We start from the raw sequence: 26,331 nt of genomic DNA, 5'->3' as shown, positions 1-26,331 counted from the left end.
CGGCGTGGAGGGTCGGCTACTCCTCGGGCTTCGGGCGGACCAGGTTCGCGAGCGCGACGAGCGCGCCGAGGAACCAGCCGAGCGGGACCGAGATGCCGATCCACATCAGGACGTACCCCAGTCCCGGGAGCCCCCACTGCTCGCCGAATGTCTCGAGGTCGAAGGCGTTCCGGAGCGTTTCGTTGACGTCGCCGACCGCGAGGAACGTGTCGAGGATCCAGACGGCCAGGTCGTAACTCGACGGGAGGATGATCGCCTCGAGAGTCGGCGTGACGAGCGCGGCCACGACGGGCGGCAAGAAGAGCGCGGTCATCGCGAACGGGTACGCCAACAGGACGCTGACGAGACGGCCGCCGGCCTTCGAGAACCCGGCGGCGAGGGCGGCGGAGACGATCGCGACGACGCTGGCCGCGCCGACCGCGATCACGTCTGCGGTGGCAAGCTGGAGGTAGGTGACGAGCGTGAGCGCCCCCCAGACGACGGTCGCGACGAGCACCGCGCCCGCGATCCCGATGCGGGTAACCGCGGAGTCGAGCTTCGCGGCGTAAAACCGGGTCGCGAACCCGACGAGTAACAGCGGATACGCCACCGCGACGAGCGGGGTGCCGAGGACCGCCCAGAGGTAGTACCCCACGGTCTGGGGGGCGGTCTCCGGCTTCCACTTGCCAAGCACCGTGCTGGGATCGAGCTGTCTGGGGAAGACGATCTCCATCCACGTCTCGTGGAGTCGGACCACGTCGAGGAGGAGCGCCTCCAGCAGGCCGATCTGCCCTCGTCGTTCCATTTGGCACACATCGCGCGCGGGGTGACGTGAACTTTGTGCCTCGCGGCGGACGCGCCCGACTCGGGAGCGACGCCGCCCCCCTTCCGCCCGGAGCGGCCACTCTCGCCCGCGCCCGCGTCCGCCGGTACGGTTAAACCGGGACGGCGACGTACCTCCGGGTATGTACCGAAGACGACTGTTGGGGGCCGTCGCGGCGTCGGGGGCGGTCGCGGCCGCCGGGTGTCTCGGCGGCGAGGACGGGACCTACGAGTTCGACGCGGAGCCGGCGCGGGTGCCGGACGCGGCGCTGTCGGAGGCGGGCTACGAGGGCGAGGGCCCACAGTCGTTCGAGATCGAGCAGACGTTCGAGGTCGCCGGCATCGAGGGGCGGGTGTCGGCGACGTCGTGGGTCGCGAGCTACGAGAACCCCGAGCGGGCGTCGTCGCTGCTCGTCGCGAGCACGCCCAACGCGACGGTGGCGGGTCAGTCGGTCAACCCGCTGGTTCGCGCCGACGGCGCGGAACTGCTCCGGCGACTGCTCGAGCAGGGAGGCAGCGGCGGCGTCGACGGCGGGAGCGTCGGCGACCTCGAGGAGGTCGGCACCGAGACGCGGACGATCCTCGAAAGCGAGACGACCGTGACCACGTTCGCCACCGAGATCCGGTTCGAGGACGTCGGGGACGCGCCAGTCGACACCGAGGGAAGCGTTCCGGCGCTCATCCACGTCGCGACCGTCGAACACGGCGAGGACGTGCTCGTGCTCGTGGGCGTCCACCCGCGTGCGATCGAGGAGGGTGAAACCCAGGGTGCGCTGATGGAGGCGGTCGAGCACTGAGGCGGTGGCGGGCGACTCCGTGGGGCCGGAAAGTGGCTTCAGATTCCGAGTTCGATCCCACACCGGAGAAAGAGCTTTTTGAATCTGTATACGAGCGTACACATATGTCGAAGAGCATCCGTCTCTCGGAAGACGCTTATGAGCGCCTCGAAGCCCGCAAACGCGAGGATGAGACATTCTTGGACGTGGTTCTCCGGATCGTTGGAGAGCGCTCGCTCCTGGAACTCGCGGGCATTCTCTCCGACGAGGAGGCCGACACCTTCCGCGACGCCATCGACGAGCGACGCGATCGGCGGGAAGCGGAGTTGGAAGGGATCACGGCAGAGATGGAAAACGCGTAACGTGCTCTTGGACACGTCCTTCTCGATCGACCTGATGAACGGTGATGAAGACACCGTGGAGAAGACGAGAGAGTTGGAGAACGACCTCGTCCAGCAACCGGTTCTCACGCGAAACGTCGAGGACTTCGAACGCCTCGACGTCGACGTAGAGACGTACTGAACGCACGCCGGACGGCGATCGTCCGCTCTTCTCTACGAGATCCGTTCCGACGGAGATCCTGTGGACTACGCTTCGGCGGTCGTTCGAAACGAATATCCCGGCGTATACGTCTCACGAGTGAACACGCCGAAGGATTTCGACGATTCACGGAACCCCGCCGCAACGAGCGTTCTCAAAACCGAAAACGAGCGTCTGACCCCTGTCAGACTGCCTTGTGACGCGTTCACACGCCACGACGAATTCACACAAAGCATTTATACTGAACCCTACAACAAACGGTCGCAACCCCTATCCGAAATGCGTCAGTGGACGAGTAATCCCCGACCGAGTCCGGCTGTACAACGAGACAGGGTAGGTGACGATGACCGGGCGCGTCTCGAAGGTCAGGACAAAGCTACTGATGCGATGCGGAACGAAACACAACAACAATGACAAACGACAATAGCACACGCACGAAGGCCAACGCGGTCTTCTTCAGTGTCCTCATGGTCATCTCCATGGTTGCTGTCGGCTTCGCTGCGGCACCTGCCGCTGCGGACGCCAATAGCAGCAGTACCATTACTTTTGATGACCAAGCGATTGATGATGGTAGCGTAACGGCAGATATCACCAACCTTGCTGGTACCTCACCCTACAACGTAACGGTCGTTCTGACCTACGAAGATGGTGGCGACACTATCCTCGCAGGTTCCACGACTGTTAATACTGCGAGTACCGGTGAGGTCGACATTGAGGTCGATGATACTGATGGATTCCCCGGTGTCCACACCGCTCATCTGTTCAATGAGAGCGAATCCAGCGCACTCAGCAATTATGAAGACGGTGACAGTGTAGATGACGTAGAGGGCGCCGCTCTCGATTCCGATAGCGGTGGCGTGGCCAACGTGGTCTTCACGGACCCGAGTAGCTCACCCGGTGCCCTTCACGGCGGCACTGGATCTGTCTTCCAGGGTCAAGAGGTCGCGGTAAGTAATCTGGACGCCGATACCGAATACGTCCTGTATGAGCGGATTGATGATGAAACCACGCGCCCACGCGTTCGAACCACGTCTACCAGTGATGGCGTGATCTTCTTCAGTACTGAGGACCGTTCTGAAGGAGATTACTATATTGCCGGACCTAGCTCTGGTGGCAGTTCGAGTGACACATTCGTCCTCTCCGTCCAAGATATCTCCGCCGAGTGGAACGATGACACCGCTTCCGACACCGGTGAAGACGCAACCACAGCGGTCGATCTCCAGTCTGATCTCCGTAGCAGCTACCCGGTTACAGTCTCTGCGGACGGTCTGGATGAGGAGGATCTTGAGCAGATCTTCACCAACGCTGGTACCACCGTCACCAACGTTGATGAAGACGATGAAACGATCTCGCTCGGCACTGTCAGTGACGGCGAAATCGACGCGAACTTCACCGACATTGACGCCGGCGAGTACGAGTTCACGTTCGACGTGACTGACTCGACGGCCGAGGACACCGCCTCGATCACCGTCGAGGACGCCGGTGACGGCGAAATCAACATCGAGGAATCCAGCCTCACCACCCAGCAGGGTGACAACGTCGAATTCACCGTGACCAGTGACGGTGTTTCGAGTGAGGGTACGGTCGTCATCGGTAACGAGGACGACTTCGGCTACCAGGCCAACGTCAGCATCACCGACTTCGGTGATGACGACGAGATCACGCTGCGGTTCAACACGTACACCGCTGGGGACAACTCCTTCAGCGGCGGTGCGGACAACGTCGTCGAGGTCGTCGACACGGACGACGATGACGACGACATCGAGGTCGAGGAAGGACCCAATTCGCAGGATCTCGACGAGATCCTCGCAACCGGCGACTACGACATCTCGTCGGGCACGGGTAGCGCGAGCAACACGCTCGACAACTCCGACGACGTTGCCACGCTCTTCATCGAGGAGCGCTCGACGGAGGGCGTCCAGGTCTGGACGGCATCCGACAGCAACGCTGACGACATCACGGGTGCTGACGACGACGAGCAACTCGACGAGATCACCAGCGCCGTCGAGGCGAACGAGCTCACGCAGACGAGCACGATCGCCCACGGTGACACGGCCGTCATCCAGGTCAGTGCGAGCGGTCTCGGCGGTCTGTTCGATTACGCTGGTCAGTCGGGCAACGCTAACTCCGACGAGGAGGTCCAGCAGCTCAATGAGCTGGTCGAGGATCTGAACAACGGTCAGTTCACCTCCAACGACTTCAGCAACAACGACAATGCGATCGAGTTCCGCCTGTATGAGACTCGCAGCAGCGCGGGTCCGAACGCGGATCGCGATACGTTCCGGCTCAACGGCTCGAACGTTGACGACATCATCGTCGACGAGGCGAACGACGAGTACTACGTCGTCGCTGACACGAGCGGTCTCGCTGGTGTCGGTGGCGCCAGCCTCGACGACACTGAGGACTACACGTACGATGTCGAGTTCACGGTTCAGGACGAGCGGCTCCTGAACCCCGGCGATGACATCGACACGAACACCGAGTTCGAAGACAACTACTACAACACGGTGTCCCAGGAAGTCAGCATCAACGAGGCAGAGGCCTCCTTCGACGCTGACCCGTACAACCTCACCGCGACCGAGTCCGCGGAAGTGACGGGCACGACGAACGTGGCTCCCGGTACGGAGTTCACCGTCCGCGCCCGCTCCGAGACCGGTACGCAGCCCTCGTTCGTGAAGACGAACGACGAGGTCAACGTGTCCGCTGACGGCACGTGGTCCACGACGTACGACTTCAGCGAGCAGAACGTCGGCGACGAGTACACGCTGACCGTCTCGCAGCCCACCTTCAACGACGACGTTGAGGTCGACGGCACGGTCGTCGAAGCGCCCGAGGAGCCCGCGAACTTCGCGGTCTCCGGTCTCGACCCGCAGGACGTGACCGTCACGCAGGGTGACGTCATCTCCGTCTCCGCGATGGTCGAGAACACCGGCGAGGCCTCGGCCACGCAGACGGTCGAGTTCCGCGTCGGCGGTAACGCGGTCGCCGAGCAGGACGTCCAGCTCGGTGGCGGCGAGAGCACCACGGTCGAGTTCACCGACATCGACACCTCCGGTCTCGATGCCGGCGACTACGACCACGGTGTCTTCACCAACGACGACAGCCAGACGGCCACGCTGACCGTCGAGGCTCCGTCCGACGACGGCAGTGCGGACGACTCCACGGATGACTCGTCCAGCGATGACTCCACGGATGACTCGTCCAGCGACGATTCCACGGATGACTCGTCCAGCGATGACTCCACGGATGACTCGTCCAGCGACGATTCCACGGATGACTCGTCTAGCGACGATTCCACGGATGACTCCACGGACGACAGCACGCCCGGCTTCGGCGCGCTCGTCGCCCTCGTGGCGCTCATCGCCGCTGCCCTGCTCGCGACGCGCCGTCGCGACTAAGGCAGCCACTCCGTCAAGCTAATTACCGGCCCCGCGCCGGTCACCTTCGCGGGATTTCTTTATCGCGACGCTACACCGACCAGCGGCGGTGCTCGGTCGAATTCGTGTGACGTTGTGACGAGTTCACGACGCGCGTGACGGCGACGAATGAAGGCCGTTCTCGACACCAACGTACTCGTGCTGTTCACCGCTTCCGTGGCCGGAGCTACTCGTTATCACGCCACGATCCCCACACCTCACGGAACTTCCCGAGTTCTCGGTACTCCTTTTTTCGCTCGAAGGCGTCGATGGCGTAGAGTACCTCGTCGTCTTTGTCCCAGTCGATCAGCACGCGAAAGTCTCCGACTCGAAGCTTGTAGCCGGGATGGTTCTTGAGTCGATCGAGAAAGTGATCGGGGAACTCATCGATGTCCTCCAGTTTGTTGATGATCCGCTTCGCGTCCTTCGTTTCGAACTGCTCCAGCGTTTCGACCAACGTTTCGGTCAGGACGACCTCGTGAGCCACCGTTCGGCCCTCAGTTCGTGTCGATACCGAGGCGTTCCCGGGCCTCGTCAGTGGACATCGTCCGTCCCGCCGCGACGTCCGCGTAGCCCTCGGAGACGCCCTCCCGTGCTCCCGGCGTCAGGATCGGTTCCGTGGTGTCGCGCAGTACCTCACGAACGAACTCCGACCGGTTGGTGTACTCCAGTTCCTCGGCCAGTTCGTCGATCTCCTCTAAAAGCCGCTTCGGGACTTTGACGTTCAATTTGACCATGTCGCCGTTGGAATCTGTTTCCGTGCTCATGCTCCGTGGTACGTACGTGGTACTGAAAGAACTGTCGCTAAATCGTTTCGTGGATCGTCTACCCGTTAGATCTGATAACTCTCTACCTACTCGACGGGAACCTGAAGGTCCGCGACGCGGCGGGCGCGATAGAAGCGCACGTAGCGGGTCGCGATCCGCCAGCCGATGACCGCGAGGCCCGCGCCGGAGGCGTTGGTGAGGACGTCGTCGTAGGCCGCGGTGCGGGCGGTGAGCGTCGACTGGAGCAGCTCGATCCCGATCCCGTAAGCGGCGACCGCACAGAAGACGAGCGCGAGCACCTGCCAGTCCGGCCGCGGGGAGTCGTGGAGCGTATACGCGAGCGCCGCAGCGAGGCCGCCGTACGCGAGCAGGTGGAGCCAGGTGGAGTACCCGAGCAGGCCGAACGGGCCGGTTCGGAACGTGCCGCTGCCGGGCGCGGGCACGACGGAGTAGAGGAGGATGACGAGCGCGACGAGCGCGACCGCCACCCAGCGGACGCCCCGTGGGATCAGCGGCAGCCGGATCCGAGCCATGTACGCCCGATGGCGACGCGCCGGACCTAAAACGTCCGGTCCCGCGGCGCGGGCCGCGAGTGGAGAACGCGCCGACGGGACGGGACAACGGAGGGTTTTACCCGGTCGCCCGCACAGGGTCGGGTAATGGCGGACCCGCACGCGGCGACGCGGGAGCTCCTCGAGGAGCGACCGGCGGTCGAGTCGGCGCTCGAATCGGTCCTCGCGGCGGACGACTCCGGCCCGTGGGAGTTCGACGACGTCGACATCGACTCCGGCACCTTCGGCGAGTTGGTCTCGCGAGAGATCGTCGAGCGCGAGGGCGACGAGTACCGGGTTGCGGACCCCGAGGCGGTTCGGGCCGCGCTGGAGGGAGAACCAGCGGACGCGAGTCGAGACGCGGACGGATCGGGCGGCATCTCGAGCGCGTTTGGCGGGGCGGCCGGGGAGGACGGATGGGTCGGCGGAGCGGTCCGTGGATGGCGGGAGGCGCTCCATCGCGACCTGCTCGGCGGCCTTCTCGCGGCGTTTCTCTTCCTGTTCGCGTTCCGGATCGCGACGATCGGGAGCGTGTTCCGTGACGGTCGCGTCGTGCTGCCGGGCAACGACCCGTACCACTACCTCTACTGGGTCGAGCGGCTGGCCGAGGCGAGCCCCGACCGGTTCGCGTTCGAGACCATCGGCGGCGTGCTCGGCGGACGCGTCAACAGCGAGCCGCTCGCGTACACCCTCGGTTGGTGGACGACGGAGCTTCTCGGCGGCGGGGTGGAAGACGCCGCGGCGATCGTGGCCTGGATCCCCGTCGTCGCCGCTCTCGTCGTCGGGTTCGGCGTCTTCCTGATCGCGGTCTGGACGACGAACGACGAGCGTATCGCGGTGGCTTCGGTCGTGGTCCTGGCGCTGCTTCCCGGGCACGCGCTCTATTCCGGGATCGGCTTCTTCGATCATCACGCGATCGACTACGTCTGGCTCACGCTCTCCATCGTCGGCGTGACCTGGCTCGCACGCGATCACGAGACGCGCGATCCGGACGCGCGGCTCGGTCACCTCACGTCGCCGGCCACGTGGCTGGTGGTGGCCGGGCTCGCCGTCGTCTTCGCCGCGATGGCGCACTCTTGGAACGGATCGCCCATCCTCCTCGTCGGACTCGCCGTGTACGCGACGCTGCGAGCGGCCTCGGACATGCGCGCCGGGTGGAATCCGCTCGTTGCCGCCACGCCCGTCGTGAGCGCGCTCGGGCTTGGCTTCCTGCTCGCCCACCGCCTTCACACGAGCGCGGGGTGGCAGGAGCCGGTCGCGGTGTACGCGCCGCTTCTGGTCGCGGTCGGCGTGGCGCTGGTCGCGGTCGCCGCGGCCGTGCTCGGCCGTCTCGACGCACATCCGGTGATCCACCTCGTCGTCTCGGCGCTGAGCGTCCCCCCGATCTGGTTCGGGTTGAACCGGTTCCGCCCCGACGTGGCCGACCGACTGGCCGAGCGGACGGTCGGATCGCTTCTGGGACGGGAGGGGATAGCCGAGACGCGGAGCCTCTTCGCCGCCGACTACGGCGTGATCTTCGGACCGATCGACCACTTCGGCTGGTTCCTGTTCGTGGCGTTACCCGTCCTCGCGTGGGTCGGCGCGCGCTGCGTGCGCGATCACGAGCCCCGGTGGCTGGTGGTCGTCGGCTACGCGTCGACGCTCGTCACCTTCGGGCTCGTCCAGATCCGCTTCGCGGGCGAGGCCACGGGCGTGGTCGCGGTGCTCTCCGGCGTCGGTCTCGTGTACCTGCTGTCGGTCATCGACCTCGCGGAGCGACCGACCCCCTTCGGCGATCGCGCGGATCGAGTTCGACTCGACCTCCGACCCGACGGCGTCTCGGGGCGCGACGTCGGCTACGCCGCGGCGACCGTGCTGTTGGTCGCGAGCCTGAGCCTGTTCATGGTGCCGGCGGTGATGGACAACGTCGCGGCGACCGACGCGGAGGTCGAGGCGATCGAGTGGATCGACGCCGACGCGAACGCGACCGAGGGTCCGGACTACGTCCTGACCGAGTGGGGCCGCAGCCGCATGTTCAACTACGGCGTCAACGGCGAATCGAACACCTACGGCTACGCCCAGCGCAACTACGAGCCGCTCATCCGCGATCCGAACCCCGATACACACGCGGACCGGTTCCAAGGGCGGGCGGGGTACGTGGCGATACACGAGATCGAGGCGGCCGACCCGCCCCCCGACTCCGGGTACGCCCAGCTGTACGAGGCGTGGGGTAGCGCCACCCCGGCGGCGAACGGCTCCGGTCGGTTCCGGCTGGCGTACGTCACCGAGGAGGACGCGATCGCGGTGTTCCGTCCCGTGGGCGGCGCGACGGTCGCCGGGCAGGCCGCGCCGAACGCGACCGTGACGGTCGAGACGAACGTCACGGTCCCCGGGGCGTCGTTCGCCTACGAGCGTCGGACGACGACGGATGCGAAGGGGAGCTACGCCGTCGTCGTCGCTCACCCCGGCGAGTACGCGGTGGACGTCGAGGGAGGACCCGAGGAAACCGCCGCCGGATCCGCGGTCGGGAACCGGACGGTGACCGTCCCCGGCTCCGCGATCTCCGGCGGCGAGCGCGTCGCAGCGGGCGGCTGATACTCGGCTCACGATCGGTATTCCCTCCCCGACGCCCCGTCTATCGGCGTCTGACGCACGTCCGTAACTTCACAGTATTTTTATCATTTCGACCGGTATCTGTCGGCGATGCTCTCCGGATGGCGGTATCGGCTCGAAAGCGTCGCGGGCGTCGCGGCGTTGACGGCGGTCGCCGTCGCCGTCGCGAACAGCGCCGTCACGCACGCGATATTGGGTCGGCTCCCGTTGGTCGGTCGGTTGGCGGCGGACGCGCCGATGGGTGCGGAGCTCGTCTTCGAGATCGCCACGACGGTCGTCGTCGTCACCGCCGCCTTCGTTCCGCTGTACAAGCCGCGGCCGCGCCGCATCCTCGATACGATCGCGCTCGCCCAGAAGCGAGTCATGGTCGCGATGTTCGCGCTCGCGGCCGTGGGCTACTTCGATTACACCTACCGCCTGCCTCGGACGACGCTCATCGCGGTCACGCCGGTGTTGCTCGTCGTCCTCCCGGCGTGGTTCGTGTGGATCCGCCGACGGCCGACCGCCGAGGCGGATCGGGTGATCGTCGTCGGCGACGATCCCGCGGAGATCGAGCGGCTCGCCGCCGACGTGGACGTTCCCCTGCTCGGCTACCTCTGTCCGACGAGTTCGCTCGACCCCGCCACGGGATCGGGGGAGTCATCGGCGGTCGCGACGGCGGTCGCCGACGGCGGGGATCGGATCCGGGGACTGGACCGGCTCGGGGGGCTCTCGCGGATCGAGGACGTGCTCGTCGAGTACGACGTGGACACGGCGGTACTCGCCTTCGAACACACCGACCGCGCGGAGTTCTTCGGCGCGCTCGACGCGTGTTACGAACACGGGGTCGCGGCGAAGGTCCACCGCGAACACGCCGACCGGGTATTGACCGACGACGACGACGTGGGGACGCTCGTCGACGTCGACGTCGAGCCGTGGGACGTCCAGGACCACGTCCTGAAACGGGGGTTCGACGTGGCGTTCTCGCTTTTCGGGTTGCTCGCGTTGAGTCCGGTCATCGCCGCGATCACCGCCGCGATCAAGCTGGACGACGGTGGATCGATCCTCTACAGTCAGGAGCGGACGGCGGTGTTCGGCGAGACGTTCGACGTGTACAAGTTCCGGTCGATGGTTCCGGAAGGCGAGTCGGTCGAACCGGTCGACGATGAGGCGAACGACCGGATCACGCGTGTGGGGAAAGTCCTTCGACAGACGCATCTCGACGAGATTCCCCAGTTGTGGTCGATCCTCGTCGGCGACATGAGCGTGGTCGGACCGCGGGCGGTGTGGACCGACGAGGAGTCGCTTCTGGAGGCACAAGAGCAGTCCTGGCGTAAGCGGTGGTTCGTCAAGCCCGGATTGACCGGGCTGGCACAGGTCAACGACGCGAAAAGTACCGACCCCGAGGAGAAGCTACGATACGACCTCCAGTACGTGAAACGACAATCGTTCTCTTATGACATGAAACTCGTCACGCGACAGATCTGGAAGGTTGGCGCGGACGTGGTCGAGACGGTCTGGAAGTGACTTGCGGAACCGAACTCCGACGGTTCCGTCTTCCCTGGTAGCGTCGCGACGTCCCCGACAACGTTTTCCACCCGCTACCGGAACCTCTCGTAACCCCGAAGCGATCTACATGAAACACACACGACACACAACCGAGAGTCCGGAGGCGACGGTCTACCGCGCCGCCGGGGTGGTGTAGATGGGAGCACGGCGGATCGGCGTCGACGTCGGCGGCACGTTCACCGACGTGGTTCTGGCACTCGACGGCGAGCTCGTGACCGCGAAGGTCCCGAGCACCGACGACCAGAGCGAGGGCGTGATGGCCGGGATCGAGAAGGCCTGTGCGGCGGCCGGGATCGACCCCGAGAGCGTCTCGGAGTTCTCTCACGCGATGACCGTCTCCGTCAACGCGCTGCTCGAGGACGACGGCGCGCGGACCGCACTCGTCACGACCGAGGGGTTCCGAGACGTTCTGGAGATCGGCCGGCAGGACCGCCCGTCGCTCTATGACCTCGACGCCGAGAAGCCCGAGCCGCTCGTTCCGGGACGCCGCCGGTTCGAGGTGGACGAGCGGGCGACCGTCGACGGGATCGAATGCCCCGTCGACGCCGACGAGGTGCGCGCGCTCGCCGCGGAGATCCGCGAGTCCGACGCCGAATCGGTTGCCGTCTCCCTGCTTCACGCCTACGCACATCCCGAGAACGAGGAGCGCGTCGCGGCGGTCCTCCGCGAGGAGCTCGACGCGCCGGTGTCCGCCTCCCACGAGGTGCTCGCCGAGTTCCGCGAGTACGAGCGGACGTCGACGACGGCCGTCGACGCCTACGTGCGCCCGGCGATCGACCGCTACGTGGGGGGGCTCTCGGCGCGCGCGCGGGACCGCGGCGTCCCGCAGCCGCGGATCATGCAGGCGAACGGGGGGATAACCGACGCCGACACCGTCAGGGAAAACGCCGTGACGACCGTCCTCTCGGGACCGGCCGCGGGCGTCGTGGGCGCGAGCGCGATGGCGGGCGGGGGCAGTGGAACGAACGAACTCGACGAAGCCGGCCTCGTCACCTTCGACATGGGCGGGACCTCGAGCGACGTGAGCCTCGTCCGCGACGGCGCGGCCGAACGGACCACCGAGGGCGTCATCGCCGACCGGCCGATCCGGACGCCGATGGTCGACGTCGAGACCGTCGGCGCGGGCGGCGGGTCGATCGCCTGGGTGGACGCGGGCGGCGCGCTCCGAATCGGGCCGCGCTCCGCGGGGGCCGACCCCGGCCCGGCCTGCTACGGGAAGGGAGGCACGGAGCCGACCGTGACGGACGCGAATCTCGTGTTGGGGTACGTCGGCGCGAGCACCAGTCTCGGCGGCGAACTGTCACTCGATGCGGACGCCGCCCGCGACGCCCTCGCCGATCTGGCCGCGGAGGCGGGCCTCGAGGGGCCGCTCGCCGCCGCCCGCGGCGTCCACCGCGTCGCGAACGCGAACATGAGCCGCGCGATCCGGTCGGTGACCGTCGAGCGCGGCTACGACCCGCGGCGATTCGGGCTCGTCGCCTTCGGCGGCGCGGGGCCGATGCACGCGATCGCGATCGCCGAGGGCCTCGACATCGATCGCGTGGTGATCCCGCGGGCCTCCGGCGTCCTCTCGGCGTACGGGCTGCTCGCGGCCGACGAGAAGCGCGACGCCGTCCGAACCCGCCAGCGCCCCCTCTCGGCGGTCGACCCCGACGCGATCGATGCGGTGTACGCGGAGCTCTCCGAGGAGCTTCTGGCCCAGGTGAGCGACCGCGACGCGGCGAGCGTGCGCCACGCCGCGGACCTCAGATACGCCGGACAGAGCTTCGAACTCACCGTCGACGTGGAGCGTCCCTTCGACCCCGAGGCGGCCGGCGAGGCGTTCGCGGCGGCCCACGACGCCGCCTACGGCTACCGGGTGGACGAGCCGGTCGAACTCGTGAACTGTCGGGCGACGGCAACCGTTCCCCGGAGCGCGCCGTCGATCGGGTACGACGCCGCCGGCGACGCGCGGAAGGGAACCCGCGAGGCGGTCTTCGGCGAGGTCGGCGAGACGGCCGCCAACGACGACGGCGGGACGGCCGACGACGGCGTCCGCGACACGGCGGTCTACGACCGCGGTCGACTGCCGCCGGGCGAGACGCTCGCGGGGCCGGCCGTCGTCGAGGGCGACGAGAGTACGGCCGTGGTTCCGCCGGGCTGGGATGTGCGGGTCCGCGGAGACGGCGCGCTGGTGGCGGAGGTGACCGAGTCGTGAGCGACGACGTGAGACGCGAGAGCCACGGCGGCGACGACGTGCTCGACCCGGTTACCCTGGAGATCCTCCGGAACCAACTCGAGAGCGTCGCGACGGAGATGGGCCACGTGCTCATCCGCGGAGCGTACTCGCCGAACATCAAGGAGCGGCAGGACTGCTCGACGGCGCTCTTCGACGCGTCGGGGCGGATGGTCGCGCAGGCCGAACACATCCCGGTCCACCTCGGCGCGATGCCGGACGCGGTGGAGACGGTCCTCGAGAAGGACCCGAGGCCGGGCGACGTGTTCGTCGTCAACGACCCCTTTGCGGGCGGGACCCACCTGCCGGACGTCACGCTGGTGTCGACGATCGCCCCGAAAGGAGAGGTGCTCGGCTTCGCGGTGTCGCGCGCACACCACGCCGACGTGGGCGGGAGCGCGCCGGGGAGCATGCCCGCCGGTGCCCGCGAGATCTTCGAGGAGGGGCTGCGGCTGCCCGCGGTCCGGCTCGTCGACGGCGGCGAGCCGAACGAGGCGGTCCACGAACTGATCCGCGCGAACGTCCGGACTCCGGACGAGCGCGAGGCCGACCTCCGCGCGCAGCGCGCCGCGAACGCGCGCGCGGAGGAGCGGGTCGGCGAGCTGCTCGAGGAACACGGCGCGACGCTCGTCGACGCCTTCGACGCCGTCATCGACTACTCGCGCGAGCGCGTCGAGGCCGAGGTCGACGCGCTCCCGGACGGCACCTACCGAGCGCGGGACGCACTCGAGGGCGACGGCGTGACCGACGACGACGTGCCGATCGAGGCGGCCATCACGATCGACGGCGCGTCGCTCGACGTCGATTTCGCCGGGACCGCGGATCAGGTCGCGGGCAACCTGAACGCGCCGCTGTCGGTCGCGAAGAGCGCGGTCTACTTCGTCGTCCGCGCGATCACGGACCCGGAGATCCCGCCGAACCACGGCTGTTACGAGCCGGTGTCGGTGTCGGCACCCGAGGGATCGCTTCTCGACCCGCGGCCACCGGCCGCGGTCGTCGGCGGCAACGTCGAGACGAGCCAGCGCGTCACCGACGTCACGCTCGCGGCGCTCGCCCCGGCCGTCCCGGACGCGATCCCCGCGGGCGGGCAGGGGACGATGAACAACCTGATCATCGGCGACCGGTCGGGCGAGTTCACCTACTACGAGACGATCGGCGGCGGGTTCGGCGCCCGCCCCGGAAAGGACGGCATGGACGGCGTCCAGGTCGGGATGACGAACACGCTCAACACGCCCGCAGAGGCGATGGAGGCGGAGTACCCGCTCCGCGTCGAGCGCTACGCGTTGCGTCCCGGAAGCGGCGGCGACGGTCGATACCGCGGCGGACTGGGACTGGAACGGACCGTCACCGTCGAGACCGACGCCACCGTCTCGCTACTGACCGAACGCCGGCAGACGGCCCCCGCGGGGCTCGACGGCGGCGACGACGGCGCGACCGGCGAGAACCTCGTCGACGGCGAGCCCGTTCCGGCGAAGACCTCCCTCGACGTCGCGGCCGGTTCGACCGTCTCGATCCTGACGCCCGGCGGCGGCGGTCACGGCGACCCCGACGAGCGCGACCCGGAGGCGCGGGAGCGCGACCGGCGCGACGGGAAGGTCGAGGAGGGGTGATCGTCAGGGCGGGTGGACTGACCGTTCCTTCTTCGGACCGGGTGTCGTCAGATCTCCTGTGAGATCTCGACCTGATCCATTGAGTATACCCTGTTCGCCCGATCCGACTTCGCTGCGGACCCCGGCCCGCTGGTGTCACGAGAGCGGTCCGGGTCGGTCCCGGCGTCCTCTCTCGCGAAGAACATGTAGCGTAACATGTAATGTGACAAAGCGTGTACCGGTGCGTATGGCAGCCGAAGATTTCCCCGAAGAGACCACGGTCAGTGACCGTGGCATGGTCACGATCCCGGCGGCACTCCGACGCCGGCTCGATATCGAGCCCGGCGACAAGCTCCGCTGGAACGTCACCGAGGGCGGGGATCTCGCTGTCGAGGTCGTCCGACAGCGCTACGGGGCGTTCGAAGACGACGACCTCCAGGCTCCGATGGGCGGTGACGGCGTCGAAACACACGACCTCGCCGGACACGAAGACGACCCCGCGTTCACGGAGAACGCCTGAATGGCGGTCGCAGTCGTCGATTCGAACGTCCTCATCGACTACAAGGATACGAGCTCTGGTAGCCGTCACGACCAGGCAGCAGCCATCGTTCACGCGATCGATCGGGGTGACCTTCCCACGGCCCGCGTCACGAACTACGTGCTGTTGGAGTCTCTAAACTGGATCCACGAGCGACGGCGGCACGACATCGCGGTCGATCTCCGTGATCGGCTCTCCGATTCGGCGGGCTTCGAACTGATCCACTCCGCTCAGAAGGACTTTCATCGCGCGGTGGAACTCTTCGAAACCTACGAGGGACTCGCGTTCGGAGACGCGACCGTCGTCGCCTACATGGAGCGAGAGAACATCGAGTATCTGTACTCGTTCGATGATGACTTCGACACCATCGACGCCATCAGCAGGTTGGAGACCGCCGACAACCCGTTCAGCTGAACCGCGAGAGGACTCGAGTCTCGATCCCGAGCCGATTCACGCCGTCTCCGTCGCGTCCTCGAGGTAGGGTCGACAGACGCGTTCGACGCCCTCCTCGAAGCTGATCTGAGGTTCCCAGCCGGTGGCGTCGTGGAAGGCGGAGTAGTCGGCCATGGTGTCGTGGACGTAGCCGTCGAAGGGGCACTCGATGTACTCCGGATCAATGTCGGTGCCGAGCGCGTCGTTGATGAGTTCGACCATCTCGTTGAAGGAGTAGGCCTCCTGGGTGCCGACGTTGTAGACGCCCGTCAGTTCGTGGTCGGCGGCGAGCTCGCAGGCGCGAGCGACGTCCTCGACGTGAGTGAAGTCGCGCGTCTGGGTGCCGTCGCCGAAGAGTTCGGGGGCCTCGCCTGCGGCGATGGCGTCGGCGAACTGCGCGACCGTGTTGGCGTACTCGCCTTTGTGTTCCTCGTTGCCACCGAAGCCCTGGTAGACCGAGAAGAAGCGGAGGCCGGCCACGTTCATGTCGTGGTGGTTGGCGTAGTACTCGGCGTAGCGCTCGCGGGCGAGCTTGGAGGCTTCGTAGGCGGTGTGGGCTTCGACGTCCATGTCGACGGGCGAGGGGTCGGTGCGGCTGCCGTAGATGGAGGAGGTGGAAGCGTAGACGACGGTCTCACAGCCTTGCTTTCGGGCGCGCTCGACCGTGTTGACGAAGCCCTCGACGTTGACGCGGCAGCCGCGCTGGGGGTCCTCCTCGTGCATGTTTCGCGAGGAGAGCGCGGCGAGGTGGAAGACGACGTCGACGTCGGCGGGGTAGTCGTCCTCGAGGACCGAAGCCTCGACGAATTTCACCGCTTCGTCGAGGTTTTCGGGCGTGCCGAGGTAGGTGTCGTCGACGGCGACCACGTCGTTGTCCGCGGCGAGGCGGTTCGCGAGGTTCGAGCCGATGAAGCCCGCACCCCCCGTGACGAGGACGCGCTTGTCGTTCATGTGAACGGATCCTCGGAGGCGGCGGTTTAGCGCTTCGATTCGGTTCGATTCGGTTCGGTTCGATTCGATTCGGTTCGATCCCGAATCGTGAACGCGTCTCGAACCGAGCGGGATCGCCCGTCTTCGAGATCGGCTACCGCGAGCCGTCCGCGAACCGCGCAACCGAGACGGCATCGGGGACCGATTTCTGGTCCGTGATCCGGTCGGCGACGACCTTCCCGCTGTAGGGGCCGAGCGTGAGTCCGGTCGCGCCGTGGCCGGTCGCGAGGTGTGCGCCCTCGACGCCGGGGACCGCACCGAGGATCGGGACGCCGTCGGCGGAGACGGGGCGGAGGCCCACCCGGTGTTCGATCACGGTCGCGTCGGCGAGGCCGGGGGCGACCCGGAGCGCCTCCCCGAGAACCTCCTCCAGCCCGGCGGCCGTGACCCGCGGGTCGAAGCCGCTCCCGGTCTCGCGGGTCGCGCCCGCGACGAGGCGGCCGTCCGGCCACGGAACGATGTAGTGGTGTCGGAACCCCTTCAGCACCGGCCACGAGCCCGTCTCGGCGTCCGGCAGGTCGAGGTGGACGATCTGCCCGCGCTTGGGCTCGACGGGGATCTCGACGCCCAAGTCGTCTCCGAACGCGGGCGACCACGCGCCCCCGGCGACCACGACCCGGTCCGCCTCGATCCGAGAGCCGTCCGCGGTCTCGACGCCGGTCACCCGGGCGTCTCGGCCGTCGGGGAGTCGGCTCTCGCGGCCGCCTTCGGTCCGGATCGAAGTCACGTCGCGCTCGGTCGTCTCGAGGCCGTGGGTCCGCCCCGCCTCCCGCAGCGCGCGTGCGAAGGTTTCCCCGTTCACGCGAGCGGCGTCGGGGACGTGAAAGGCCCGTTGCGGCTCCGCGAGCGCGGGGACGCGGTCGGTCGCCGCGGCCGGGTCGATCTCCTCGATGTCAGGGAGTTCGTCGCGTCGCGCCTCGATCCGGGCGGTCGCTTCCTCGTAGGGGCCGAGTTCGTCGTCGTCGATCGCGGCGGCGATCAGTCCGACCTCGGCGTAGCTCGTGTCGTCGACGCCGTCCGCCTCGAGCCGATCGACGAGCTCGGAGTAGTAGTCGCCGGCGGCGGTCCCGAACGCGAACCAGTCGTCGTCCGCGGTGCGGCTGCTCGTGCCTGGGGAGACGATGCCCGCGCCGGCGGTCGTCGCCCGACCCGGATCGCAGCGGTCCACGAGCAGCGTTTCGACTCCCGCGCGCGCCAAGTGGTATCCGACCGAGGAGCCGACGATGCCCCCGCCGACCACGACCGCGTCGTACATGGCGTGGACGGTCGCACGCGACTCACTTATAGAGTAGTGAGGTACAGACACCCGATTTTAGCAGAATACAGGCGGTAAGCCCCCTTCCTCAAGGAGCGACCAGCGGGAGCGAGTAGGGAGGGGATACACCGCCGTCATCATGTCTCAAACACGTTCGTACTCGCTGCCCAACCACCCCACCGATAGAGTCAAGTTGAAATAATATTTAAACACAGATGATGGATAGACACGAAGTAGAAGGCCACGAAGTCATTGAGGGAGAGGTGAAGCCGACCGGCAACGGCGCACACGTTCTCGTTCCGAAGCGATGGCGTGGTGCAGACGTGAAAATCGTCCGAACCTCAGCCTCCGACGAATAGTCAATGCGCTACACCTACAGATTCCGGCTTGATCCCACGCCTGAACAGCGTGAGCTGTTGGATCAACACCGAGATACCTGTAGGCAACTCTACAATCACGCACTCAACGAATTTGAGAAAATCCCCGAATCGGCGGGAACACTCAACCAACGAGTACGCCAAGTACGCGATCAGCTCACCGATCTTAAAGTCTGGTGGGATGAACTAAATGACCTCTATTCAACGGTCGCACAAGCCGCTGTCATGCGTATCGAAGACAGCATCAAAGCCCTCTCCCAGTTGAAACAGAACGGCTACAACGTCGGAAGCCTCGACTGGAAGGCTCCCAAGGACTTCCGCAGTTTCACCTACATACAGTCTGGCTTCGAGTTCGATAGTAAGAACGGTCAGACCGTATTGTCGCTGTCGAAACTTGCGGATGTTCCACTCATCAAACACCGCACAATCCCCGACACCGAGACGATCAAACAAGTCACGATTAAGAAGGAGCCAACTGGGGACTGGTTCGCTTCATTCGTTGTCGACGGGAAAGAGACACCTGAGAAACCAACCGATCCAGATCGGTGCGTTGGTATCGACGTGGGGATTCTCAAGTATGCCCACGACACCGATGGGTACGCCATCGAAAGTCCCGACTTCAGCGACGAGCGCGAACGATTGGAACGCGCCCAACGCGACCTTTCGCGGAAGGAACACGGCTCTACGAATTGGGAGACACAACGACAAATCGTGGCGGAACGCCACGCTGATCTCAAGCGAAAGCGCCGCGACTTTCTCCACAAGCTGTCGAACTACTACGCCACCGAGTACGACTTGGTGGCTGTTGAGGACTTGGATGCGAAAGGGCTGGTCGAACTCCCCAGAAACTCACGAAATCGGGCGGGAGCGGCGTGGGGAACGTTCCTGCGGATGCTCGAATACAAGTGTGAACGTGAAGGGACGCACTTCGTCGCCGTGAACCCGCGCGGGACGACAAAGGAGTGCGCTTCCTGTGGTGTGAAGACTGAGAAACCGCTGTGGATGCGCGAACACTCCTGCCCGGCGTGTGGATTTGAAGCGGATAGGGATGCGAACGCGGCGTGGAACATCCTTTCTCGTGGTCTTGAAGAAGTAGGAGTGGGATACTCCGAATCAACGCCTGTGGAGACTGCGCTCCCTGTGGATACGCCTGTATCTGCAAAGCGCGTCGTGGAAACAGGAAGCCCCACCCTCAAGGAGCGAACGGCGTCAGCCGTGAGCGAGTAGGGTGGGGTAGTTCACACGTCGTCCCGGCGAATCCGAACTCGCGTGAGGCGATATGCTGAGCGAGGTCAGCACACGCCTGAATCACGTTTTCGAACATTCGTTCGACGGCACGTTGTTCGGTCGTACTCGAGAGAAAATCACCGCGAGAAAGCGTTTCTCGTTTCGCGTTGAGTTCGCCGTGGTACTGCTCGATCTGTTCGAGCTTGACGGAAACGACCCGTTCGTCAACCACGTAATCCGTCCTCCGCTATCCGATCGATGACCGCGCGTTGGCGACGCCGAATCGTCTCCCGTTGCTTGCCAAATTCCGCTTCGACGTTCCTTTTGAACGCATCGAAGGCCCGTTCATCGCCACAGAGCAGTTCGCCGTTCACGGCGTCGTTTGCGACGTCCAGCGAGAGCGTTTCGATATCGGAGACGTCGATGAACGGACGATCCTCACCTTGGAGGTCGCCGGACAGGAAACACCGCTTCTCGAATCGCTCTCGTTTGGAAAGGTCCGCGGTGAACTTGACGGCAACATCGAGATCGGACGACGGCGTCGACGCATCCGAGAGTCGTGATCCGAACGCGACGGCGAAGACGACGTCCGGATCGGCGCAGACTACCTCCTCGAGAGTGGAGCGTATCTGCGAACGATCGGCACTCGGATCCATACGCGTGAGAGAACGTCGTATCGTCACAAAAAAATTCCGCCGACGGGATCCGTATTGGTGTCGGATACCCTACCAGCGGCTCGAAACGACTCGAAACGGTCCCGAGTTCGGTGTCCTGAGGCCCGTTTCTGCGCCGTCCGCTGTGTAATAACCGTGACTACGTGGAAGAATTACTCGATCGGTCCGGGGTAGTTGTCGTCACCGACGCGCTACGCGTCCGATTCTACCGTCTCGTCCGTGGACTCGTCCGGTTCGGCCCCAGCATCGCCGCTGAGCCGACGTTCGGCCTCCTCGCGGTCCTCGGGGTAGCCCACGTCGATCCGCCAGCCATCGAGGCCGATGGCGTCGATGGTGCGGCCCGACTGGATGAGGAGGTCGACCGCGTCCGAGATCTCGTACTCGTCGCGGTTGGAGGGCTGGACGAGGTGACACGCGTGGAAGATCGCGGGTGAAAAGGTGTAGAAGCCGGTCATCACGAGGTTGCTCGGCGGGTCCTCGGGCTTCTCGACCACGTCCGTGATCTCGCCGTACTGGTTGGTGTCACAGACGCCGTATCTGGAGGCTTCCTCCCAGGAGACCTCCTCGACGAGGAAGGCGGCGTCCGCGCGGTCCTCGCGCTGGCGGCGGACCACGTCCTGGAGGTTCGCCTGGAAGACGTTGTCGCCGAGGATGAGCATGAAGTCCTCGTCGATGTGCTCTTCGACGGTCAGGAGGGCGTGGGCGAGCCCCTTCTGCTCGCGCTGGTGGGTGTAGGTGATCGGGACGCCCTCGTAGGCGTCGCCGTAGTGGTCGATGATGACCTCCTTCATGTATCCGACGACGACGATGAGCTCGTCCGCGCCGAGGTCGATGAGCTGGTCGAAACAGTGGGTGATGAGCGGCTTCCCGTCCACCTCGACCATTCCCTTGGGCTTGTCATCGGTCAGGGGCCGGAGGCGCGTGCCCTTGCCGGCCGCGAGTACGACGGCTTTCATTGGACGGTGATTTCTGTCATAGGCGTATAAGGATTCGGTCTTCGGGGGGTCGATTTCCACTCGTGCGGACGACTCGACGCGAGTGTGGTGACCGTGTACCGACTCGATGGCTCGAACCGCGACCCCGCGGTTTTTGTCCTCGCTCCCCGTCGTCTCGTCCATGAACGTCAACGTCGTCGGCAGCGGCTACGTCGGTACGACGCTCGCCGCGTGTCTGGCGGAGATGGGCCACGAAGTCACGGCCATCGACATCGACGAGTCCGTCGTCGAGACGATCAACGAGGGGCGCGCACCGCTTCACGAGCCCGGCCTCGACGACCTGCTCGCAGAGCACGTCGGCACCCGACTGCGGGCGACGACCTCCTACGCCGACCTCGCGGACGCGGACCTCACCTTCCTGGCGATCGGCACTCCCTCGCGGTCCGACGGGAGCATTGACCTCGGACCGCTGTCGGCGGCGGCGGAGATGGTCGGCGAGGCGCTCTCCGGACTCGACGGCGACCGCGAACACCTCGTCGTCGTGAAGTCGACGATCACGCCGCCGGGTCTCGGTCGGGTTCGGGAGGCTCTCGCGACCGGGTTGGACCGGGGTGACGCCGACGCCGGTGCGCTCGCGGGCGACGTGGAGCTCGCGACGAACCCGGAGTTCCTCCGTGAGGGGACCGCCGTTTCGGACTTCCGGAACCCTGACAAGATCGTCTTCGGGACGGAATCGGCGTCGGCGCTCGCGACGTTGGAGGAGCTGTACGCGCCGCTGATCGAGTCGACCGACAGCCCCGTCGTCCGGACGGACCCGGAGACGGCCATGTTGATCAAGTACGCCAACAACGCCTTCCTCGCGACGAAGATCTCGCTCGCCAACGACCTCGGGAACGTCAGCAAGGAGTTCGGGCTCGACGCCTACGAGGTGATGGAGGCGGTCGGACTCGACGACCGGATCGGCGAGCGGTTCCTGCGGTCGGGGGTCGGCTGGGGAGGATCGTGTTTTCCCAAAGACGTCGACGCACTAATTAGTTCTGCGAGAGAGGTCGGCTACGAGCCGCCCCTCCTGGAGGCGACTGTCGAGGTGAACGACCGGCAGCCCGAGCGCCTGCTCGCGCTGCTCGACGAGCACGTCGACGTCGCGGGCGAGCGCGTGGCCGTCCTCGGGCTGGCGTTCAAGCCCGGCACGGACGACGTGCGCAACTCCCGGGCGATCCCCCTGATCGAGGGATTGTTGGAGCGGGGAGCCGCGGTCGTCGGCTACGACCCCGTCGCGACGGAAACCATGCGCGAGGTGTTCTCCGAGACCGAGATCGAGTACGCGGACTCGGCCGCGGACGCGCTCGCGGGCGCGTCGGGCGCGGTCGTCGCGACCGACTGGGACGAGTTCGCGGCGCTGGACGAGGAGTTCGACGCGATGGCCGAGTCCGTGGTCGTCGACGGCCGGCGGATAATCGAGCGGCGCGAGGGGATCACCTACGAGGGGTTGACCTGGTAGGTCGGTTCCGGACGGTCGCGCCGTAGCGATCGTTCGTTTGTGTACGTCGGTGAGGAGTATCCCGCCCCGTTCGTCCCGGGAGCGTCGGCCTCGCGGTAGGGCGCACGGACGCGTTCGACGTCCTCCCGGAAGCCGATCTCCGTGTATACGGCAGAGATACACTCCCGATCGCGCCACCTTGAGGGGATCTCCTCGTCGAAAGGAGCACTGACCGTACGTCAGCAACACTTTTCACGAGTACGTGCCCTGTCCTCGAGTACGATGAACTGGGAGAGCGAGCGAGACATGGCGAAAGACGTCGAGGAACACGCCGAGTTATACGACGCTCTCGCGGACGACGACGAGGACGACACGGAGTAACTCGGCAGTACTCCTCCGGAAGCACATCGGTGAAGACCCGATACCAGACCTCGTGAACTCACCCCGGGTTCACAGGTGGTCGAAACCTGTGGCGCCGTTCAGAACACGGACGTCGCCGGTGTCTCACTCCCCGTAGGCATCGAGGAGCTCCCACTCTTCGCGCATCAGTTCGCGGACGCCGTGTTCGAGGATCCCCTCGCCGAGGGAAGTCGCCCGGTAGTACGAGTAGAGTCCGTCGCTCGACGGCTCCGTTCGCTTTCGGTTCTCCACGAGGCCAACGTCGACGAGTTCGTCGAGATGATAGTGAAGCGTGTTCGACTCGATATCGAGTGCGGTCCGGAGTTCCGTGGCCCCTCGTGCGCCTTCCTCGACGAGCAGATCGAGGACCCGAAACCGCGTCTCGTTGCCGATCGCTCGCTGCATCGCGAGATACTCCTCGAGCGACAGCATACTGTGTTCCGGAAGGAGTGACGATCGCTCACCCAAGTCGTGTTCTCCCTGTTCTCTCTCGGTCATGTCTAGCGGTGGAATGCCGCAGACCGTAAGCTTTCGCTGACTCAGCGATCGTTGATGTGTCTACTCTGACCGAAACGGTTTTCTAATACAATCAACTACATTCGAATACACAATGCCAATACTCCTCAAGGACCACGACCCCGAACTCGCCCTTCGGCCGGGGACCACGAAGTCGGATATCGTGAAATACCTCTATCAACACCCCGAGTGGGGATACTCTCCGAAAGACGTCACGGAGGCTCTCGACATCCCTCGGGGAACCGCCACGACCACGCTCAAACGTCTCTACGACGACGACTATCTGGGGAAAACCGATGACGGCTACTACCACGCCCTGGGTGATCGCGACGACGTCCGGCGGTACGTCTCCAGTCTCGACCAAACACATCGGCTGTTCGGTCACCACCGCGACGAGGAGACCACTCCCGAGACACCCGAGAGACGGATCGGTGACGGTCGGACTGACGAGGAACTCGATGCGGAGCTGGAAGCGCTAGAGAACGAGATGGACGGCTCGGATGAGTAAGCTCTCAGCAGGGGACGTTTGCTTGGCACGGGATCCGACGGGTGCCCACCCTCAGAGGCCGGTGGTCGTGCTCGCTCACGAGACACACCCGTTCAGTGCCACCGATTGTACCGTGATGTGTGTCGGAACGAGCGCCGGAGCGTACCAGCAAACCACACCAGAGCTCACGGACGAGCATCTCGACGGCATCTCCTTCACCGACACGTCGTACCTGATGCCGTGGGCACTCTACACGATCGCTCCTGGGACGATCATGAACGGGAATACGAAAGGCGAACTCACGGAATCGGGGCGAAGATTGCTGAAAAAGTCGCTGATCTCTCTCATTCCGTAACCGTCAGTCGACCGAAGGTCACGGAGCAGTTCGAAACTGTTTCGCTTTCTATCTCGGTCGCGTCCCGCCTAGTTCATCTCGGGAGCATCCTCGAGATAGGGTCGACAGACGCGTTGGACGCCCTCCTCGAAGCCGATCTGGGGTTCCCAGCCGGTGGCGTCGTGGAAGGCGGAGTAGTCGGCCATGGTGTCGTGGACGTAGCCGTCGAAGGGGCACTCGACGTATTCGGGGTCGATGTCGGTGCCGAGCGCGTCGTTGATGAGGTCGACCATCTCGTTGAAGGAGTAGGCTTCTTGGGTGCCGACGTTGTAGACGCCGGTCAGCTCGTGGTCGGCGGCGAGCTCGCAGGCGCGCGCGACGTCCTCGACGTGGGTGAAATCGCGGGTCTGCGTGCCGTCGCCGAATAACTCGGGGGCCTCGCCGCGGGCGATGGCGTCCGCGAACTGCGCGACCGTGTTGGCGTACTCGCCCTTGTGTTCCTCGTTGCCGGCGAAGCCCTGGTACACCGAGAAGAAGCGCAGGCCCGCCACGTTCATGTCATGGTGGTTGGCGTAGTACTCGGCGTAGCGCTCGCGAGCGAGCTTGGAGGCCTCGTAGGCGGTGTGTGCCTCGACGGCCATGCTCTCGGGCGAGGGCTCGGTGCGACTGCCGTAGATGGAGTCGGCGGGTGCGGATCGGTACGTTTGTTTGCGGGCGTTCGGTAGGGAGACGTAATGCCAATTCTCCGGGTCGCGCCGTGGATCTATCCCGATACGAAGGGCGGGGGGGACTACCACGTTCACGCGATGTCGAGAGATCAGGCCGCGATGGGTCACGACGTGACCGTGCTCACGACGCGGGCGGACGAAGTGACGCTTTCCAGTTTCGACGAAGGAAGAGCAGTCGAGCCGAACGAACTCTCTTCATGCCGTACTTCTAGCCATGTGTGATCGGCAGTTCTCGGTTCTGATCGCCACGTACGAGGGCGACGATCCTGATGACCTATTGCGAGCGCTCCAGAGCGTGATCGATCAGCCGGTACGACCCGACGAGATCGTCGTGGTTGCTGACGGACCACTGACTACCGAACTCGAAGCGGCTCTCGACGACTTCGAGTCGGCACATCCGGATCTGCTCACTCGGAGGTCTCTCCCAACGAATCAGGGATTAGGGGCTGCGCTGAACCACGGCGTCGAGGCGTGTTCTCACGAGTGGATCGCCCGGATGGATTCCGATGATATCGCGGTGGAAGACCGATTCGAGCAACAGCTCAACCATTTGGATAAAAATCGGGAGACAGACGTTCTTGGCGGGTATATCGGAGAATTCAATCAAGATCCGGACGATCTAAATCAGATTCGGGAAGTACCGACCACCTATGAAGACATCGCTTCTATGGGTCGGTTTCGGTGCCCAATGAATCATCCAAGCGTGATGTTCCGTCGGAGTGCTGTGATTGGGGCGGGAAACTATCGGTCGCTGCGGTCAATGCAAGATTATGAGTTGTGGATGCGTATGTTGTCTCAAGGATATATGTTGGAAAATTTACCTACTGTACTGGTCAAGTGCCATGCTGGTGACGATCTCTACCACCGTCGTGGAGGTATTTCGTACGCAAAAACTGACTATACTGTCCAGAGGCAGTTGCTACGTATGGGTTCGATATCTCTTCCTAGATTTGTGTTTAATCTCCTCATCCGAATTCCCATAAGATTGCTTCCTGCTCGCATTCGGGGACAGATATACAAACGAATATTGCGGAATTGAACACGAGAAATCAAGTCGAATTACACCGTACGCTCTTCTGTAGGAGATTGTTGATACTGCTGAGCTGCTGCTGTGGAGTCGAAGAGGACAAGGACACCGCGTCAGCGGTGTCCGACACGGATGAT

26 protein-coding genes and 2 pseudogenes are annotated in these 26,331 nt (G+C 65.0%); 17 read left to right on the top strand and 11 right to left on the bottom strand.

The window, feature by feature from the left end; translation table 11 throughout:
- Window positions 1-16: 16 nt before the first annotated feature.
- Complete coding sequence (locus FN829_RS13460) at window positions 17-757, bottom strand: hypothetical protein (protein ID WP_142987577.1); 741 nt, start codon at window positions 755-757, stop codon at window positions 17-19.
- Between the two features lie 187 nt (window positions 758-944).
- On the opposite strand from FN829_RS13460, the gene FN829_RS13455 reads away from it, so the two are divergent.
- The 4 genes from FN829_RS13455 (at window position 945) to FN829_RS13440 (ending at window position 5,515) form a co-directional block, all read left to right on the top strand.
- Entirely contained in the window at window positions 945-1,598 is a 654-nt protein-coding gene (locus FN829_RS13455; protein WP_142987482.1) for a DUF6517 family protein, read from the top strand.
- A gap of 104 nt (window positions 1,599-1,702) precedes the next feature.
- On the top strand, window positions 1,703-1,939 hold the full coding sequence (locus FN829_RS13450; RefSeq protein ID WP_142987481.1) for an antitoxin VapB family protein: 237 nt from the start codon (window positions 1,703-1,705) through the stop codon (window positions 1,937-1,939).
- Between the two features lies 1 nt (window position 1,940).
- Window positions 1,941-2,099 (top strand): hypothetical protein, encoded by a 159-nt coding sequence (locus FN829_RS13445; protein WP_185955773.1) that lies wholly within the window; start codon window positions 1,941-1,943, stop codon window positions 2,097-2,099.
- Between the two features lie 428 nt (window positions 2,100-2,527).
- A complete protein-coding gene (locus tag FN829_RS13440) occupies window positions 2,528-5,515 on the top strand; it encodes a BGTF surface domain-containing protein (protein ID WP_142987480.1) in 2,988 nt (995 codons plus the stop codon).
- A 205-nt stretch (window positions 5,516-5,720) separates the two neighbouring features.
- On the opposite strand, the gene FN829_RS13435 is transcribed toward FN829_RS13440, so the two are convergent.
- The 3 genes from FN829_RS13435 to FN829_RS13425 form a co-directional block, all read right to left on the bottom strand.
- Window positions 5,721-6,020 carry a type II toxin-antitoxin system RelE family toxin gene (locus FN829_RS13435; protein WP_142987479.1) on the bottom strand — a complete coding sequence of 100 codons (300 nt, stop codon included), beginning with the start codon at window positions 6,018-6,020 and terminating at the stop codon, window positions 5,721-5,723.
- A 10-nt stretch (window positions 6,021-6,030) separates the two neighbouring features.
- Window positions 6,031-6,300 carry a ribbon-helix-helix domain-containing protein gene (locus FN829_RS13430; RefSeq protein WP_142987478.1) on the bottom strand — a complete coding sequence of 90 codons (270 nt, stop codon included), beginning with the start codon at window positions 6,298-6,300 and terminating at the stop codon, window positions 6,031-6,033.
- Window positions 6,301-6,386: 86 nt separating this feature from the next.
- Window positions 6,387-6,833 carry a VanZ family protein gene (locus FN829_RS13425; RefSeq protein ID WP_142987477.1) on the bottom strand — a complete coding sequence of 149 codons (447 nt, stop codon included), beginning with the start codon at window positions 6,831-6,833 and terminating at the stop codon, window positions 6,387-6,389.
- Window positions 6,834-6,959: 126 nt separating this feature from the next.
- On the opposite strand from FN829_RS13425, the gene FN829_RS13420 reads away from it, so the two are divergent.
- The 6 genes from FN829_RS13420 to FN829_RS13395 all read left to right on the top strand — a co-directional run bounded on the left by FN829_RS13420 (window position 6,960) and on the right by FN829_RS13395 (window position 15,747).
- A complete protein-coding gene (locus tag FN829_RS13420; RefSeq protein WP_142987476.1) occupies window positions 6,960-9,425 on the top strand; it encodes a hypothetical protein in 2,466 nt (821 codons plus the stop codon).
- Between the two features lie 108 nt (window positions 9,426-9,533).
- Window positions 9,534-10,949, top strand: a complete 1,416-nt coding sequence (locus FN829_RS13415) for a sugar transferase (protein WP_142987475.1) — start codon at window positions 9,534-9,536, stop codon at window positions 10,947-10,949.
- A gap of 178 nt (window positions 10,950-11,127) precedes the next feature.
- Window positions 11,128-13,188 (top strand): hydantoinase/oxoprolinase family protein, encoded by a 2,061-nt coding sequence (locus FN829_RS13410; protein ID WP_142987474.1) that lies wholly within the window; start codon window positions 11,128-11,130, stop codon window positions 13,186-13,188.
- Window positions 13,185-14,816, top strand: a complete 1,632-nt coding sequence (locus FN829_RS13405; protein ID WP_246066538.1) for a hydantoinase B/oxoprolinase family protein — start codon at window positions 13,185-13,187, stop codon at window positions 14,814-14,816. The genes FN829_RS13410 and FN829_RS13405 overlap by 4 nt, the downstream gene beginning before the upstream one ends.
- A gap of 226 nt (window positions 14,817-15,042) precedes the next feature.
- The gene (locus FN829_RS13400) at window positions 15,043-15,315 is read left to right on the top strand and encodes an AbrB/MazE/SpoVT family DNA-binding domain-containing protein (RefSeq protein WP_142987473.1); all 273 of its coding nucleotides are present in this window, start codon (window positions 15,043-15,045) and stop codon (window positions 15,313-15,315) included.
- On the top strand, window positions 15,316-15,747 hold the full coding sequence (locus FN829_RS13395) for a type II toxin-antitoxin system VapC family toxin (protein WP_142987472.1): 432 nt from the start codon (window positions 15,316-15,318) through the stop codon (window positions 15,745-15,747). It abuts the gene before it with no gap.
- Between the two features lie 36 nt (window positions 15,748-15,783).
- Here FN829_RS13395 and FN829_RS13390 read toward each other — a convergent pair whose 3' ends face one another.
- Together FN829_RS13390 and FN829_RS13385 are read right to left on the bottom strand one after the other, a co-directional pair.
- A complete protein-coding gene (locus FN829_RS13390) occupies window positions 15,784-16,716 on the bottom strand; it encodes an NAD-dependent epimerase/dehydratase family protein (RefSeq protein ID WP_142987471.1) in 933 nt (310 codons plus the stop codon).
- Window positions 16,717-16,849: 133 nt separating this feature from the next.
- Window positions 16,850-18,010 carry an NAD(P)/FAD-dependent oxidoreductase gene (locus FN829_RS13385; RefSeq protein WP_142987470.1) on the bottom strand — a complete coding sequence of 387 codons (1,161 nt, stop codon included), beginning with the start codon at window positions 18,008-18,010 and terminating at the stop codon, window positions 16,850-16,852.
- 218 nt (window positions 18,011-18,228) lie between these two features.
- On the opposite strand from FN829_RS13385, the gene FN829_RS13380 reads away from it, so the two are divergent.
- Together FN829_RS13380 and FN829_RS13375 are read left to right on the top strand one after the other, a co-directional pair.
- Window positions 18,229-18,369, top strand: coding sequence for a DUF2080 family transposase-associated protein (locus FN829_RS13380; protein WP_142987469.1), 141 nt, complete (start codon window positions 18,229-18,231; stop codon window positions 18,367-18,369).
- Window positions 18,370-18,372: 3 nt separating this feature from the next.
- Window positions 18,373-19,614 (top strand): RNA-guided endonuclease InsQ/TnpB family protein, encoded by a 1,242-nt coding sequence (locus FN829_RS13375; RefSeq protein WP_142987468.1) that lies wholly within the window; start codon window positions 18,373-18,375, stop codon window positions 19,612-19,614.
- Here the strand turns inward: FN829_RS13375 and FN829_RS16385 are convergent.
- The 3 genes from FN829_RS16385 to aglF form a co-directional block, all read right to left on the bottom strand.
- On the bottom strand, window positions 19,580-19,846 hold the full coding sequence (locus FN829_RS16385; protein WP_142987467.1) for a HepT-like ribonuclease domain-containing protein: 267 nt from the start codon (window positions 19,844-19,846) through the stop codon (window positions 19,580-19,582). The genes FN829_RS13375 and FN829_RS16385 overlap by 35 nt on opposite strands.
- Complete coding sequence (locus FN829_RS13365) at window positions 19,839-20,270, bottom strand: nucleotidyltransferase domain-containing protein (protein ID WP_185955767.1); 432 nt, start codon at window positions 20,268-20,270, stop codon at window positions 19,839-19,841. Before FN829_RS13365 ends, FN829_RS16385 begins: the two co-directional genes overlap by 8 nt.
- A gap of 209 nt (window positions 20,271-20,479) precedes the next feature.
- Entirely contained in the window at window positions 20,480-21,244 is a 765-nt protein-coding gene (aglF, locus tag FN829_RS13360; RefSeq protein WP_142987466.1) for a UTP--glucose-1-phosphate uridylyltransferase AglF, read from the bottom strand.
- A gap of 160 nt (window positions 21,245-21,404) precedes the next feature.
- On the opposite strand from aglF, the gene aglM reads away from it, so the two are divergent.
- A complete protein-coding gene (aglM, locus tag FN829_RS13355) occupies window positions 21,405-22,724 on the top strand; it encodes a UDP-glucose 6-dehydrogenase AglM (protein WP_142987465.1) in 1,320 nt (439 codons plus the stop codon).
- A 483-nt stretch (window positions 22,725-23,207) separates the two neighbouring features.
- Here the strand turns inward: aglM and FN829_RS13350 are convergent, their stop codons facing one another.
- Window positions 23,208-23,600, bottom strand: a complete 393-nt coding sequence (locus FN829_RS13350) for a winged helix-turn-helix domain-containing protein (RefSeq protein WP_142987464.1) — start codon at window positions 23,598-23,600, stop codon at window positions 23,208-23,210.
- Between the two features lie 112 nt (window positions 23,601-23,712).
- Here FN829_RS13350 and FN829_RS13345 point away from each other — a divergent pair, with 112 nt between their 5' ends.
- Entirely contained in the window at window positions 23,713-24,126 is a 414-nt protein-coding gene (locus tag FN829_RS13345; protein ID WP_142987463.1) for a MarR family transcriptional regulator, read from the top strand.
- Window positions 24,119-24,460, top strand: a complete 342-nt coding sequence (locus FN829_RS13340) for a hypothetical protein (RefSeq protein WP_142987462.1) — start codon at window positions 24,119-24,121, stop codon at window positions 24,458-24,460. Before FN829_RS13345 ends, FN829_RS13340 begins: the two co-directional genes overlap by 8 nt.
- Before the next feature lie 68 nt (window positions 24,461-24,528).
- Here the strand turns inward: FN829_RS13340 and FN829_RS13335 are convergent.
- Window positions 24,529-25,125: pseudogene (locus tag FN829_RS13335) on the bottom strand (NAD-dependent epimerase/dehydratase family protein); the annotation flags it as partial.
- A gap of 48 nt (window positions 25,126-25,173) precedes the next feature.
- On the opposite strand from FN829_RS13335, the pseudogene FN829_RS16470 reads away from it, so the two are divergent.
- Together FN829_RS16470 and FN829_RS13325 are read left to right on the top strand one after the other, a co-directional pair.
- A pseudogene (locus FN829_RS16470) lies at window positions 25,174-25,308 on the top strand (glycosyltransferase family 1 protein); the annotation flags it as partial.
- Window positions 25,309-25,381: 73 nt separating this feature from the next.
- On the top strand, window positions 25,382-26,206 hold the full coding sequence (locus FN829_RS13325) for a glycosyltransferase (RefSeq protein ID WP_142987461.1): 825 nt from the start codon (window positions 25,382-25,384) through the stop codon (window positions 26,204-26,206).
- Window positions 26,207-26,331 lie beyond the last annotated feature (125 nt).

This window comes from Halorubrum cibi (assembly GCF_900182635.1).
Taxonomy (GTDB): domain Archaea; phylum Halobacteriota; class Halobacteria; order Halobacteriales; family Haloferacaceae; genus Halorubrum; species Halorubrum cibi.
The sequence above is the reverse complement of the archived record's forward strand: the minus strand, read 5'-3'. Positions and strand labels throughout refer to the sequence as shown.

What these genes read in the sequence shown, in the direction of transcription:
- FN829_RS13380 (WP_142987469.1), top strand. Translation starts at nt 18,229, where the DNA reads ATGGATAGACACGAAGTAGAAGGCCACGAAGTCATTGAGGGAGAGGTG.
- FN829_RS13410 (WP_142987474.1), top strand. Translation starts at nt 11,128, where the DNA reads ATGGGAGCACGGCGGATCGGCGTCGACGTCGGCGGCACGTTCACCGAC.
- FN829_RS13365 (WP_185955767.1), bottom strand. Translation starts at nt 20,270, where the DNA reads ATGGATCCGAGTGCCGATCGTTCGCAGATACGCTCCACTCTCGAGGAG.
- FN829_RS13415 (WP_142987475.1), top strand. Translation starts at nt 9,534, where the DNA reads ATGCTCTCCGGATGGCGGTATCGGCTCGAAAGCGTCGCGGGCGTCGCG.
- FN829_RS13455 (WP_142987482.1), top strand. Translation starts at nt 945, where the DNA reads ATGTACCGAAGACGACTGTTGGGGGCCGTCGCGGCGTCGGGGGCGGTC.
- FN829_RS13325 (WP_142987461.1), top strand. Translation starts at nt 25,382, where the DNA reads ATGTGTGATCGGCAGTTCTCGGTTCTGATCGCCACGTACGAGGGCGAC.
- FN829_RS13430 (WP_142987478.1), bottom strand. Translation starts at nt 6,300, where the DNA reads ATGAGCACGGAAACAGATTCCAACGGCGACATGGTCAAATTGAACGTC.
- FN829_RS13450 (WP_142987481.1), top strand. Translation starts at nt 1,703, where the DNA reads ATGTCGAAGAGCATCCGTCTCTCGGAAGACGCTTATGAGCGCCTCGAA.
- FN829_RS13420 (WP_142987476.1), top strand. Translation starts at nt 6,960, where the DNA reads ATGGCGGACCCGCACGCGGCGACGCGGGAGCTCCTCGAGGAGCGACCG.
- aglM (WP_142987465.1), top strand. Translation starts at nt 21,405, where the DNA reads ATGAACGTCAACGTCGTCGGCAGCGGCTACGTCGGTACGACGCTCGCC.
- FN829_RS13385 (WP_142987470.1), bottom strand. Translation starts at nt 18,010, where the DNA reads ATGTACGACGCGGTCGTGGTCGGCGGGGGCATCGTCGGCTCCTCGGTC.
- FN829_RS13425 (WP_142987477.1), bottom strand. Translation starts at nt 6,833, where the DNA reads ATGGCTCGGATCCGGCTGCCGCTGATCCCACGGGGCGTCCGCTGGGTG.
- FN829_RS13375 (WP_142987468.1), top strand. Translation starts at nt 18,373, where the DNA reads ATGCGCTACACCTACAGATTCCGGCTTGATCCCACGCCTGAACAGCGT.
- FN829_RS13400 (WP_142987473.1), top strand. Translation starts at nt 15,043, where the DNA reads ATGGCAGCCGAAGATTTCCCCGAAGAGACCACGGTCAGTGACCGTGGC.
- FN829_RS13390 (WP_142987471.1), bottom strand. Translation starts at nt 16,716, where the DNA reads ATGAACGACAAGCGCGTCCTCGTCACGGGGGGTGCGGGCTTCATCGGC.
- FN829_RS13350 (WP_142987464.1), bottom strand. Translation starts at nt 23,600, where the DNA reads ATGACCGAGAGAGAACAGGGAGAACACGACTTGGGTGAGCGATCGTCA.
- FN829_RS13345 (WP_142987463.1), top strand. Translation starts at nt 23,713, where the DNA reads ATGCCAATACTCCTCAAGGACCACGACCCCGAACTCGCCCTTCGGCCG.
- FN829_RS13440 (WP_142987480.1), top strand. Translation starts at nt 2,528, where the DNA reads ATGACAAACGACAATAGCACACGCACGAAGGCCAACGCGGTCTTCTTC.
- aglF (WP_142987466.1), bottom strand. Translation starts at nt 21,244, where the DNA reads ATGAAAGCCGTCGTACTCGCGGCCGGCAAGGGCACGCGCCTCCGGCCC.
- FN829_RS13340 (WP_142987462.1), top strand. Translation starts at nt 24,119, where the DNA reads ATGAGTAAGCTCTCAGCAGGGGACGTTTGCTTGGCACGGGATCCGACG.
- FN829_RS13395 (WP_142987472.1), top strand. Translation starts at nt 15,316, where the DNA reads ATGGCGGTCGCAGTCGTCGATTCGAACGTCCTCATCGACTACAAGGAT.